The sequence below is a fragment of the Myxococcus sp. CA039A genome (assembly GCF_013336645.1).
GTDB lineage: Bacteria > Myxococcota > Myxococcia > Myxococcales > Myxococcaceae > Myxococcus > Myxococcus llanfairpwllgwyngyllgogerychwyrndrobwllllantysiliogogogochensis.
Genome location: NZ_JABUMQ010000340.1, coordinates 1 through 11,793, shown reverse-complemented (window position 1 = coordinate 11,793; position 11,793 = coordinate 1). Strand labels below are relative to the sequence as shown.

Here is an 11,793-nt window from a genome sequence, read left to right as displayed (position 1 = left end):
CCTCCGCCCCCACCGCCTCCCAAGACAAAGTCCGCGGGGGAGCCCACGGGATACTCCCAGGTGGACAGCTTCCAGGCGCCTCGCGGCGCACGGACCATCGAGCGGGCCTCCGCGCCGGGAAACACCTGGTCCGGGGACATGCCACTCTCCGAGGCACGCAACGCGCATCGCACCAACACGAAGGAGGAGTTCCAGGCCGCGCTCCAGAGTGAGGCCAACTGGTTCGAGGGCGACGTCCGGAAGGAGCTCAACCACGACTCCCTGGAGATGCGTCACGACACGACGCACGAGAGCGGGGACAACCTTTCCCTCCATGAATGGCTGAGCATGGGGACGGAGTCGGGACGTGGGCTCAAGCTCGACATCAAGGAAGGCGAGCACATGGGGGCCGTGCTCGACGAGATTGAGCGCGTGGGTGTTCCCCAGGAGCGACTGATGCTCAACCTGGGCTTCGGCGACGTGAAGACCTGGGGAGAAGAGATTCGCACGCGCTTTCCCAATGCCATCCTCGCCATCAATCCGCCGCCCGGCGACGGAACGGTGAGGGCCGCCGATGCCCGGCAGATGGTCGACGAGGCAAGACGAGCGGGCGGAGGCCCCACCACCTTCGTGGTGCATCATGAATCGCTGACCGACGAGGCCATCGAGGTCTTCAAGACCGCGGGGACTGTCTCGGTCTGGGGAAACGCCGAGGACCCGACGAAGGTCGCCGCGGAGATGCGGGCCCGAGGTGTCGACGGGATGGTCGACATCGGCTCCAACTACAATTGGGGCTCACTCTCGAGGGCGGACGGCGTGCGTGACGGCCTCGACGCGGGGAAGAACTGGGCCCGGACGCGATGGGACAGGCTCTTCTGAACGAAGAGCGGTGACAGTCGCGACCTGGCGAGCCCGGTGCATCTGGAGTCCGGTGCCGCTGGGGCGGGTTGGTGGTGGACCGCTTCCGCTTGGAGGTGGCGGCCCGTGCGCGTGGAGGCAAGTCCCAGGGAGAGGACAGTCCACCGCCTCAAGGAACGCCAGTGGTGACCGTTGGCCTTGACGCCCCGCATCCGGTGGGTGCCGCCGTTTCTCCCGCGCCACCTGGAACGAGAACGTGCCCGGGTCGAAGTCCAGCGTCACCGTGCCCGTGGGAAGCTCCTCCACCAGCGCCAGCCCGGTGGAGCGAGGTGCTCACACCTGCTTGCGCGCGACGGACCAGATGAAGCCGTCGTACCAGAAGTGCAGCAGGGACACGACGAGGGTGAGGGACCAGAGGCTCTCCAGGTCGGAGTCCAGCAGCTCGGCCCACACGCCGTAGGTGAGCACCGTGCCCAGGAACAACGCGAGCGCGAGCCCGCGCCACTTCAGCCGCAGCCGCTCACGCAGCCGCTCGCCCTCCATGGCCCACACCAGCGCCAGGTACTGTATGGCGTGGAGCAGGTTCATGATGAAGAACGCTTCGCCCCAGGTGTTGAAGCCCCAGGAGTAGATGGAGCAGGCGCCTGTGGTGACCAACAGGAACACCTTGTGGAAGGAGAGATGGTGGCCCTTCCTCAACAGGTGTACCGAGGCCGCCACGTAGAAGACGAGGAACGTGCCCCCCACGGCCACGACGCCCATCGTCCAGGCGCGGTGGGTGGCCGTCATGCGCGCGGGCACGGAGGCGAGCCACGGCATTCCCACCGCTTCGAAGGACTCGAAGCTGCTGAAATGGTCCAGCATGGTGGCGCCAGCGAGGATGGGGCCGACGTACAGCAGGTGGTTCAGCCAGTAGTCGAGCCGGCGCCCCGCGGCGGGTGGGTTGCCTTGGTTGCGGTCATAGATGCGTGCCAGGCCGAATGTCTGCAGCCCCGAGTGCCACACGTCCCAGAACGTCGCGAGCACGGTGGCGGCGGCGGCCACCACCGCCGAGCCGCGAATGACCGCCCAGGCCAGCACGGGGACGAGGACGAAGCGCAGTGGATGGAGCCGGAAGATGGCGGGGTTGCCATGGCTGCGGAAGAACACCGCCACCAGGTGCGCATGGATGATGCTGCCCACCATCAGCCCGGCCCACGTCTTCTCCTGGCCGAAGAACTGGACGGGAGTGTCGCTGAAGTGCGTGCCTGAGATGGCGATGCCCAACCCGAGCGCCAGCAGCGGCGGCAGCAGGAAGAAGGCCCAGTCATAGGTGGGCCCTATGATGTACGAAGAGCGCGCCGATACAGGAGCGGCCTCTCGTACAGACTCCACCGGAGGTTGTGTCTCAGGAGGGCGCGGTTGGGCCAGGGCCATGGGCCGCCTCCTTTCGCACCGCGAACTCCACGCGCTCGCTGAGCTCCTCCACGAGCGCCGCGAGGAACAGGCTGGCCCCGACCAGCTCGAGTGCCTCCTCCACGTGGTCGATGAGCGCATACACGAGGTTGTCGTTGCCGTGTTGCTCCGTCCACCACCCCAGCGGCAGCTCCATGAGCAGCGCGCCACCCACGTACAGCACACCCGCCAGGATGAACTGTCCGCGCCGTCGCGGCGCGAGCCGCGCGAGGAAGGGCAGGAAGGCAAGTCCGCCGAGCACCACGAGGATTGCCGCGGGCACCACCCAGGTGAAGAACAGCACTCCACTCAGGGAGAGCAGGCTTCCGAGGTGCTCATGGAGACCCACGCTCTCGTCCAGGGAGATGTACGCGAACGCAAGCGCCAGGGCCCACCAGTGAATCCATCCTTGCTCCCGGGGGCGTCCCGCCACGCGGGCGATGCCCGCGAGCACGAGCGCGCAGCTCAGCAACAATGCCGAGGCGTACCAGGTGGGCAGGTTCCGCTCGTAGCTCAGGGAGAGAAATGCGACGAGGGGCTCCAGCTTCCGCGCGCCGAGCGCGGAGTAGGCGACCTCTACTCCCACTCCGATGGCAGTCAGCAGGCCCGCCAGTGAGAGGAGCCAACGGCGCAGAGAGCGGGGCGAGGGGAGGAGCATCGGAGGCGGAGGGAAAGGTTACTCGGCCGCGTGCATCCTGGAGCGGAGTGTCATGGTGCGGAAATGTTTCGTGTCCGCGGTACTGGGGTTGCTCGTGGAGCACGCGAGCAGGGACTGCAGGTGCGGGCTTCGGATGTGAGTGTGCTCGACCTCTCGGGAAAAGGGTCCGGTATAGAATGCGGCTCCGAGGGAGAACCCCACCATGTCACGGATGAATCTGGCCGGCCTGCTCGCGATGCTCCTGCTCGCTTCCGCCGGTGTGGTCGAGGCGAAGCAGTGGAGGTACGCGGGCATGCACCCCCGCACCGGGCAACCGGCGGATGGGCTGTGCCACATGGAGATGGTGCATGTGCACACCGCCGCCCCGCTGCACGCCGACACTCTCTATCGTACGCGTGAAAACGTCTATGTCTTCATTGGAGACCCGACGCCCTTTGGCTACGAGGGGCCGCGGCATGCCTATTACGGGCACCATCCCGTGGTGCTCAACGTCCTCGTCAACATCTCTGTCGACAGGGACGTGGTGGAGTACTGCTACCACGATGGGCCGCACTATCATTCCTACGAGCCTCCGCCGCGCCACGAGTTCGTGGAGAAGGAGGACGTCAGCTACTACGCGGGCGAGTATCCCCAGGAGTACAAGCAAGGGAGCCCGAGTCTGGTGCGCGTCAATACGGTGTATCGCTCCTGGAGCGCTCCGCGTCCGGTCATCACCGTGGGTCCTCCGCCTGAGTACCGCGGCCCCGTCATCCAGGTGGGCCTGAACATTCCGGTGCCCAGCGTCGAGATTCGGGTGGGAGGGCCGCCTCCGCCGCCTCCGCCACCTGAGTGGGAGGAGCGCGTCGTCCGGGAGGAGCGCGTGCATGTGCATCATGACCACTGCGACCACCACGAGCACAAGAAGCACAAGAAACACAAGAAGCACAAACACAAGAAGTACAAGGGACGGGATTGAGCGTGCCGAGAGTGGCTCTGGCGTTGATGCTGCTGTTGGTGGCGGGGTGCTCCAGCGGGGTGGATGATGTGCTTGATGCGTGGAGGGCGGCGGGAGAGTCGCCTTCGGCGTTCACCGACGTGGGCGAGAAGCTTCCGGGGGGCAAGTGCCGGGCTGGAAAGGTCAGTGGCCTGGACGCCACGGTGTGTGTGTTCGAAAGCACCGAGAAGGCACGGCAGGCCGAGGAGTCCGGCTGGACGCTCGTTGGCAATGCCGCCGGAGCCGCGACGGTCTCCGGCAAGATGGTGCTTGTCATCGCTGACCCGCGAAAGGAGGACCCGAGCGGACGGCGTATCAACGCCCTCGTGAAGGCGTTCCAGGGCGAGACTCGCTGAGAGAGCACCTGGGAGTCGCTGGAGTTGCCCTTGTCGACTCGATGGGGAAGTCAGGCCGGGTGCGTCATCGTCGTGACGCGCGCATCGAGGGCGCGCGCACGGCCGCCAGCGGCAGCAGCCGCGCCTCCAGCTCCGGACTTCGCGCGAGCGCCTCCTCCACCCATTTCGCGACGAGCCCGGCCACGGCGCTCTCGACCTCGGGGGTCTCCAACCTGTCGTGCGTGTGCCGGTGCCAGATGGGCACGGGGACGACGAGCTCCATCACCGCCGTGAGTCCCGTCGCCAGCGCGGACTTGCTGAACGGGAGCTTCACCTGTCGATAGCCGAGGGCCGCCCTCCTGGCGCTCACGGCCTCATGCAGGCCCCGCCTCAGCCCCTCGCGGGGGATGTCGCGATGCGAGCACCGCTGGAGGTTGCCCCAACAGGCGAAGCCCTCACCGGGGCGTTCACACCACTGCATCGCGAGTCGGAACCGCGTCGTGCCCGACAAGCCCTCGAAGCTCCAGGGCTCGTGGAGCGGCCCCGAGGACGCCGTGGATTCGCGACACAGGTCCGCGAGCCCCTGCTCGCGGAGGACCCGCTCCTCGCGTCCCGATGGCGCGTCGTGGAACCGCCAGAGGACTCCCGGGACGAGCGCCGCCAGCTCCCGCATCCTCCGAATCACCTCCTCGGAGACCTCGCGCGGGGGCTCCGCGAAGAGGGACGCGTCCGGAGTGAAGACGAGGCGCAAACCCGAGTCGGAAGCGGGCACGTCGAGCACCTCGGGCCGCATGCCTCCCTGGGGAATCCCTTCACGGAAGCGCTGTCCCCAGGCCCGTCCCTGTCCCCACACGCGGACGTCGAGCGACGAGGAGAAGACGCTGACCATCGCGAGGTCGTCGTAGCACGTCGGAAGCACCAGTCCCCGTGCGACACCTTCGGGCCTGGTGCCCCTCGGGTCGTAGCTCGTGAGGGCGAGCCAGCCCTCGACCTCCTCCGGCATGGCCTCCACTCCCGCCGGGCAACTCCAGCCGTCGAAGACGGCCGTGCAGGAGCCGTCCGCCCCCATGCGCAGGGATACCTCGCGTGTCCCTCGCTCCCTGGCGGCCACGGCGCCCGACCGGAGCACCACCTCGGCGAGTGAGTGGAGGGCAAATCCGTTGGCGCCCCCGAGATACAGGCCAGGGCGACGGCGCATGAGCCCGCGCATTTCCTCCCCTGTCTCGAACATGTCCCAACCCTATCAAAAAGGGCCTCCCCGCTCGCGACGCGCCTGACAAGCCGCATCCTCCAGGTGGAGCGGGCGGTTGCCCGTCGGCCTGCCCCTCTCCCGGAGACGACGCCCTTCCGGGCGGGTGACTCCATCTCACGTCCGAGTGATGCCTTCACGGTGGACCGACGCGAGGAGAACACATGCCCCTGCATGGAAAAGATGAAGTCCGGGACCGCATCAACGATGACGTCTACGCCTCGCCGGACCTGTCCGTCCCGATGCCGAAGTATCGCATCCCCGACGAGGAGCACAGCGCCGAGCATGCCTACGCCGTCGTGCACGACGAGCTGCTGCTGGACGGCAACTCCCGGCAGAACCTGGCCACGTTCTGTCAGACGTGGTCGGAGCCGCAGGTGCACAAGCTGATGGACGAGTGCCTCGACAAGAACATGATTGATAAGGACGAGTACCCGCAGACCGCCGAAATCGAGACGCGCTGCGTGAACATGCTCGCCGACCTGTGGCACGCGCCGCACGCGGCCAACACCATGGGCTGCTCCACCACCGGCTCCAGCGAGGCGGCGATGCTGGGAGGACTCGCGCTCAAGTGGCGCTGGCGCAAGCGGCGCGAGGCGGCGGGCAAGCCCACCGACAAGCCCAACCTCATCTGCGGGCCGGTGCAGATTTGCTGGCACAAGTTCGCGCGCTACTTCGACGTGGAGCTGCGTCAGGTACCGCTGGCCGAGGGCCGCATGATGATGACGCCCGATGAGGTGCTCAAGCTGTGCGACGAGAACACCATCGGCGTCGTGCCCACGCTGGGCATCACCTTCAACCTCATCTATGAGCCGGTGCAGGAGATTGCCGCCGCGCTGGATGGGCTCCAGAAGCGCACCGGGCTGGACATCCCCATCCACGTGGACGCGGCCAGCGGCGGCTTCCTCGCGCCATTCATCCACCAGGACGTCGTCTGGGATTTCAAGCTGCCGCGCGTGAAGTCCATCAACGCCTCCGGCCACAAGTTCGGCCTCACGCCGCTGGGCTGCGGCTGGGTGGTGTGGCGCGACAAGGAGGACCTCCCCGAGGAGCTCATCTTCCGCGTGGACTACCTGGGCGGCGACATGCCGACCTTCGCGCTGAACTTCTCGCGGCCGGGCGGGCAGATTGTCATCCAGTATTACAACTTCCTCCGGCTGGGGAAGGAGGGCTACCGGCGACTGCAGCAGGCGTGTTCGGACACGGCGAATGTCATCGCGAAGGCCATCGAGCAGATTGGCCTGTTCGACATCGTCTACGACGGCCGGGGCGGCGTGCCCGGTGTGTGCTGGAAGATGAAGGACGGGGTGAATCCGGGCTTCACCCTCTACGACCTGGCGGACCGGCTGCGTGAGCGGGGCTGGCTGGTACCCGCGTACCCCATGCCCGCCAACCTCCAGGACCTGGTGGTGCAGCGCGTGCTGGTGCGCCACGGCGTCAGCCGGGATCTGGCCACGCTGCTGGTGACGGACCTCCTCGCCTGCATCGAGCACTTCAAGCGCCACCCGGTGAGCGCGCCCATGACCCGGGAAGAGGCGTCCGGCTACCACCACTGAGTGGCTGTTGCTTCACGAGACGGGGGCGTGTCCATGGGGGCGCGCCCCCGTTTCGTATTTCAGCGCCCGCCCCCCGCGACCTCCTTGCTTCGCGAAACTCCGTAAGCGATAACGGAGTTCATGGACTCCCTCAGGAAGCAGGGCACCCTGGCTTTTGGGACGCGCCTGCGGCGTCTCGTGGAGCGGATGGACCGGGACGTGCTCGCCCTCTACCGCGCCGCGGGCGAGCGGTTCGAGCCCCGCTGGTACGCGGTCTTCACGACCTTGAGGGACTCCGGTCCGCTGACGGTGGGCGAGCTGGCCGCGCGGCTCGGAATAACCCATGCGGCGGTCAGCCAGGTGCGCACCGCGCTGGAGCGGGAGGGACTCATCCTCTGCAAGCCGGACCCGGAGGATGGCCGTCGTCAGCGACTGCTGCTCAGCGCGAAGGGGCAGCGGACAGCCACGCGCCTCGCGCCGCTGTGGGCCGCCATCGCCCAGGGGGCGGACGAACTGCTGCGCGAAGGTGCTCCCTCGCTGATGGCGCAACTGGATGGACTGGACCAGGCCCTGGACCGGCGAGGGCTGCGCGCCCGGGCCGGAGAGCGGCTGGGAATCGACACCTCGAATGACACCGGAGACTCAGATGAAGACGTCTAGGCCGTGGCTCGCCGTCCTTGCCTCGCTGCTCCTTCTGGGCGGAGGCGCCCATGCCCAACCGAGGGTGGCGCCTCCCGTGACGCCCGCGCGCGGGCCGCTTACCCCGGCGGAGCTGGCCACCACCCTGGACACCATCGAGTCGGTCATCCAGCGCTCGTATGTCTTCCCGGAGAAGCGCGCGGTCATCCTCGAGCGATTGGCTCGCGGTCGGAAGTCCGGGCGGTATGCGGGCAACACGCCAGGGCAGCTCGCCGAGCACGTCACCGAGGACCTGAAGGCGGCCAGCGGAGACGGGCACCTGTACCTGATTCATGACCCCGCCTGGTTCGCCGCGCAGCAGGCGGGCCCGAAAGCCTCCGCGAGCGACAGCGCCGAGGCGTTCCACCGGAAGCAGGCCCTGCGTCAGCACCACGGCCTGACGGAGCTGAAGGTCCATCCGGGCAACGTGCGCTCGATGAAGGTCACCGGCTTCATGTGGGTCCGCGACGAGACGGGCGGCGTCTATGACGACGCGATGCGGTTCCTGCGCGACGGTGACGCCCTCATCATCGACCTGCGCGGCAACGGCGGTGGCTCGCACGCGGCGGTGCAGTACCTGGTCAGCCACTTCCTGGCGCCGGACACGCTCTTGATGACGTTCCAGAGTGGCACCCAGCCGCCGGTCCAGTCGCGCACGCTGGAGCACGTGCCCGCGGGACGGCTGATGGGCAAGCCGCTGTATGTCCTGATTGATGGCCGGGTGGGCTCCGCGGGCGAGGACTTCGCGTACGACGTGCAGCAGTTCAAGCTGGGCACCCTGGTGGGCACGCGGACGGCGGGCGCGGCGAACAACAACGCGATGCTGCCGGTGGCGCCGTGCTTCCAGTTGAGTGTGTCGGAGGGCCGCCCCGTCCACGCCGTCAGCCAGTCCAACTGGGAGGGCACGGGCGTGGCGCCGGACCGGGAGGTGCCCGCCACCGAGGCCCTGGAGGTCGCCCTGTCCATGGCGGTGGAGCGCCTGGCCCAGCGTCCGGGAGCCACGGCGCAGGAGCTGGCCGAGTATGCGTGGGCGCGCGCCGGCCTGGAGGCGAAGCGCCGGCCCGTGTCGCTCTCCTCGGCGCGACTCAAGTCGCTTGCGGGGCGCTATGGAGAAATCGACGTGAGCCTGCGTGACGGGAGCTTGTGGCTCGTGCGGCCGGGCCGTCCGCCTGGCCGGCTGATGCCCATGACGGAGGACGGCCTCTTCGCCGTCGAGGGCACGGACAGCTTGCGCGTGAGGCTGCCGGGCAAGGCCCTGGAGTTGTTCTGGGTGACGGAGCCCGCTCCCCGCGTCTTCTCGCGGGGGTGAGGGCGTCGCGCGCGCCTCAGTGCGGCGCGGCGGCGGCCTCGGTGGCGACGGGCGTGCCGGCGTTGCGCTGGACGCGGGGGAAGAACAGCCCCGCGATGAAGGCGCCCACCGCGAAGAGGCAGATGAGCCAGAAGTTGATGCTCAGCCCGGAGGTCAGCGCGCCGCTCAAGGTCCGCAGCGTCGCCTCGGGAATGGAGGCGTGGCCCCGCTCGGGACCGAGCAGCGCGTTGGCGGCCTCGACGGGAATCGTCGGGTCCGCCAAGAGCCGCGACACCATCACCCCGCCCATCAACCCCACGCCGAGCACTCCGCCGATGGTGCGGAAGAACATGTTGCTGGCGGTGGCCACGCCCCGCAGCTCCCAGCCCACGCTCGTCTGCACCGCGATGAGCAGCGCCGTGGACGCGAAGCCCAGGCCGACGCCGAACAGCGCCATCGCCACCTGGAGCGCGAAGAGGGGCGCGTCCTGCTTGAGCAGCAGGGCCATCAGCGTCGTGCCCACCACCGTCAGCCCCAGCCCTCCGACGATGAGCGGCCGGAAGCCCGTGCGCAGCAAGAGCTTCCCCGCGAACAGCGCCGCGAGCGGCCAGCCGACAATCATCGGCGTAATCATCCCGCCCGCCGTCGTGGGCGAGCCGCCCAGCACCGCCTGCACGTACAGCGGCACATAGGTGGTCGCTCCGAACATCGCCGCGGAGAAGAGCGCCCCGGCCACGGAGGAGATGGCGATGGCGGGGTGCTTGAAAATCGTCATCGGGATGACGGGCGCCGGGGCCCGGCGCTCCACCTGGACGAAGGCCACCAGCAACACCAGCGCGGCCGGCAGGGCCCACAGGTTCGTTCCCACGCCCTGCACACCGAAGAGCAGCGCCACCACGCCCGCGCACAACAACCCCGCGCCCGCGTAGTCCAGTTGCTGCGGCTTGTGCTGCACCTGCTCGTGGAAGAAGGCGACGATGAGCGCGAAGGTGAGCATCCCCACCGGCACGTTGATGAAGAAAATCCAGTGCCAGCTCAGGTACTTCACGATGAGCCCGCCCGTGACGGGGCCCACCAGTCCCGCCACGCCCCACACCGCGCTGAACGCGCCCTGCACCCGGGCCCGCTCCTCCATCGTGTACAGGTCACCAATCATGGTGAGCGCCACCGGCTGGATGGCCCCCGCGCCCAGGCCCTGAAGCGTCCGGAAGGCGATGAGCATCCCCATGGAGGACGCCAGGCCGCTGGCGATGGAGCCCGCGAGGAACAGCCCGATGCCGAACAGGATGATGGGCTTGCGACCGTACAGGTCCGCCAGCTTCCCGTAGATGGGGACGGTGATGGTGGAGGACAGCATGTACGCGGTGAAGACCCACGCGTAGCTCTGGATGCCACCCAGCTCGCCCACCACCGTGGGCATGGCGGTGGACACGACAGTCACTTCCAGGGCCGCCATGAAGAGACTCAGGGCCAGGGCCACGGTGGTGAGGGGACGGTGGGTCTTTCGCATGGTGTCGGGCGTCGAGGAGGGCGCCCACTTCTAATGGGTGCTCCCCGAGGTCGCCAGCCTCAATCTTTCCGGGCACTTGGAAAGACCGGGAAATTCGAAAACCACGTGTCGATTTGCGGGGTCCTCATTCGTCGCCGCTGAAGAGCGGCGATTGAGCGCTCGGTGCATGGCCCGGGGGGGCCCGACGTATCCATTCCTTTTGAACGCTCGGGAGTTTTCATGAAGAAGACATCAGGTGTCATCTCGACGGTCATCGTCGTGCTGCTGCTGTTCGCCATTGGCCAGCGACCCGGCACGTTCCGCGTCGAGCGGAGCGCGACCATCCACGCGCCCGCCGACGTCGTCTTCGCGCTGGTGAACGACTTCCGGTACTGGGAGCAGTGGTCGCCCTGGTGGAAGCTGGAGCCCACCCAGCAGGTTTCCCTGGCCGGAGCGGCCTCGGGCGTGGGCGCCATCTATGAGTGGCGGGGGGAGCGGACGGGCTCCGGGCGGATGGAAATCATGGAGAGCCGCCCGCCCGCGTACGTGCGAATCCGGCTCGACTTCACCGCGCCGATGCGGGCCACCAACACCACCGAGTACCTGCTCACGCCCACCGCGGACGGCGTGAAGCTGACGTGGGTGATGTCCGGGGAGAACACCTTCGCCGGCAAGGCGCTCCAGCTCTTCGCCAGCATGGACGAGATGATGGGCCGGGACTTCGAGCGGGGCCTGGCCGACATCAAGAGCGTGGCGGAGGCCTCGCGCGGCTCCTCCGCGCCCTCCGTGGGCGAGGCCGGGTTTCATGGAGACGCCCTGACTCGCGATGCCGCTCACGACGTCGTCGTCACGCGGGAGCCTCGCTTCCCGCGCGAGTAGGACCGACGCCGGGAAGGTGCGTCCCTGTGTCGTCCATTCTCAGAGGGTGTGAGTCGACCCCCGGATTCGAGGCAGCGGGCTCGGATGGGGGTACCAGCCGTGAATAACGTGTTTTTGTTTTCAGGTTGATGCGGTTTCAGGGGCGTCAGCGGCGCCTGAAACATGGCTCAAGCAACCTTGTAGGCGTGTGCTCGATACTGATTCTGGATTTCTCCAGACAACGGCCGAGCCATGCCCACCCGGATTCCCCCACCGAGCCGTCCCGCCACCTCTTCCACGTCCCGTTCCACCGAGGCCGAGGCGAAGTCGTCGCAGCCCGCGTCCAGTCCCAAGGGCGCTGGCGCGCGCGGGCCGGCGGTGAAGGACTTCTTCGACGATGTCCGGCGGACGCGCGGCGCGGAGGCTCGGCGTGCTCCGCCGGACCACGGCCCCACGGGG

12 protein-coding genes are annotated in these 11,793 nt (G+C 68.0%); 7 read left to right on the top strand and 5 right to left on the bottom strand.

The genetic code is table 11. The features are described from left to right. On the top strand, positions 1-858 hold an 858-nt coding region (locus tag HR086_RS38760), incomplete at its 5' end, for an FAM151A/B family protein (protein WP_217442115.1). Between the two features lie 312 nt (positions 859-1,170). On the opposite strand, the gene HR086_RS38755 is transcribed toward HR086_RS38760, so the two are convergent. Together HR086_RS38755 and HR086_RS38750 are read right to left on the bottom strand one after the other, a co-directional pair. Then, positions 1,171-2,253: a hypothetical protein gene (locus HR086_RS38755; protein ID WP_141645260.1), complete on the bottom strand. Its 1,083-nt coding sequence runs from the start codon at positions 2,251-2,253 to the stop codon at positions 1,171-1,173. After that, positions 2,225-2,857: a hypothetical protein gene (locus tag HR086_RS38750; RefSeq protein WP_246137415.1), complete on the bottom strand. Its 633-nt coding sequence runs from the start codon at positions 2,855-2,857 to the stop codon at positions 2,225-2,227. The genes HR086_RS38755 and HR086_RS38750 overlap by 29 nt, the downstream gene beginning before the upstream one ends. Before the next feature lie 274 nt (positions 2,858-3,131). Between HR086_RS38750 and HR086_RS38745 the strand changes: the two genes are divergently transcribed. Continuing rightward, positions 3,132-3,884, top strand: a complete 753-nt coding sequence (locus HR086_RS38745; protein WP_174468130.1) for a hypothetical protein — start codon at positions 3,132-3,134, stop codon at positions 3,882-3,884. A 2-nt stretch (positions 3,885-3,886) separates the two neighbouring features. Further along, entirely contained in the window at positions 3,887-4,258 is a 372-nt protein-coding gene (locus tag HR086_RS38740; RefSeq protein WP_174456417.1) for a hypothetical protein, read from the top strand. Between the two features lie 64 nt (positions 4,259-4,322). On the opposite strand, the gene HR086_RS38735 is transcribed toward HR086_RS38740, so the two are convergent. Continuing rightward, positions 4,323-5,435, bottom strand: coding sequence for a DNA gyrase subunit B (locus tag HR086_RS38735; protein ID WP_174468129.1), 1,113 nt, complete (start codon positions 5,433-5,435; stop codon positions 4,323-4,325). Positions 5,436-5,650: 215 nt separating this feature from the next. Here HR086_RS38735 and HR086_RS38730 point away from each other — a divergent pair, with 215 nt between their 5' ends. The 3 genes from HR086_RS38730 (at position 5,651) to HR086_RS38720 (ending at position 9,008) form a co-directional block, all read left to right on the top strand. Further along, positions 5,651-7,042: a glutamate decarboxylase gene (locus HR086_RS38730; protein ID WP_174456415.1), complete on the top strand. Its 1,392-nt coding sequence runs from the start codon at positions 5,651-5,653 to the stop codon at positions 7,040-7,042. A gap of 120 nt (positions 7,043-7,162) precedes the next feature. Then, positions 7,163-7,681 (top strand): MarR family winged helix-turn-helix transcriptional regulator, encoded by a 519-nt coding sequence (locus tag HR086_RS38725; RefSeq protein WP_141645254.1) that lies wholly within the window; start codon positions 7,163-7,165, stop codon positions 7,679-7,681. Further along, a complete protein-coding gene (locus HR086_RS38720; RefSeq protein ID WP_174456414.1) occupies positions 7,668-9,008 on the top strand; it encodes a S41 family peptidase in 1,341 nt (446 codons plus the stop codon). Before HR086_RS38725 ends, HR086_RS38720 begins: the two co-directional genes overlap by 14 nt. Positions 9,009-9,024: 16 nt before the next feature. On the opposite strand, the gene HR086_RS38715 is transcribed toward HR086_RS38720, so the two are convergent. Continuing rightward, positions 9,025-10,497 (bottom strand): MDR family MFS transporter, encoded by a 1,473-nt coding sequence (locus HR086_RS38715; protein WP_141645252.1) that lies wholly within the window; start codon positions 10,495-10,497, stop codon positions 9,025-9,027. 219 nt (positions 10,498-10,716) lie between these two features. Here HR086_RS38715 and HR086_RS38710 point away from each other — a divergent pair, with 219 nt between their 5' ends. After that, positions 10,717-11,355: an SRPBCC family protein gene (locus tag HR086_RS38710; protein ID WP_174456412.1), complete on the top strand. Its 639-nt coding sequence runs from the start codon at positions 10,717-10,719 to the stop codon at positions 11,353-11,355. Positions 11,356-11,522: 167 nt separating this feature from the next. On the opposite strand, the gene HR086_RS38705 is transcribed toward HR086_RS38710, so the two are convergent. Further along, positions 11,523-11,793: hypothetical protein (locus HR086_RS38705; RefSeq protein WP_174468128.1), on the bottom strand; the 271-nt coding region annotated here is incomplete at its 5' end.

Bases quoted from the DNA above. Each gene is read 5' to 3' on its own strand.
- HR086_RS38715 (WP_141645252.1), bottom strand. From the start codon at position 10,497: ATGCGAAAGACCCACCGTCCCCTCACCACCGTGGCCCTGGCCCTGAGT.
- HR086_RS38710 (WP_174456412.1), top strand. From the start codon at position 10,717: ATGAAGAAGACATCAGGTGTCATCTCGACGGTCATCGTCGTGCTGCTG.
- HR086_RS38725 (WP_141645254.1), top strand. From the start codon at position 7,163: ATGGACTCCCTCAGGAAGCAGGGCACCCTGGCTTTTGGGACGCGCCTG.
- HR086_RS38735 (WP_174468129.1), bottom strand. From the start codon at position 5,435: ATGCGCCGTCGCCCTGGCCTGTATCTCGGGGGCGCCAACGGATTTGCC.
- HR086_RS38720 (WP_174456414.1), top strand. From the start codon at position 7,668: ATGAAGACGTCTAGGCCGTGGCTCGCCGTCCTTGCCTCGCTGCTCCTT.
- HR086_RS38755 (WP_141645260.1), bottom strand. From the start codon at position 2,253: ATGGCCCTGGCCCAACCGCGCCCTCCTGAGACACAACCTCCGGTGGAG.
- HR086_RS38745 (WP_174468130.1), top strand. From the start codon at position 3,132: ATGTCACGGATGAATCTGGCCGGCCTGCTCGCGATGCTCCTGCTCGCT.
- HR086_RS38730 (WP_174456415.1), top strand. From the start codon at position 5,651: ATGCCCCTGCATGGAAAAGATGAAGTCCGGGACCGCATCAACGATGAC.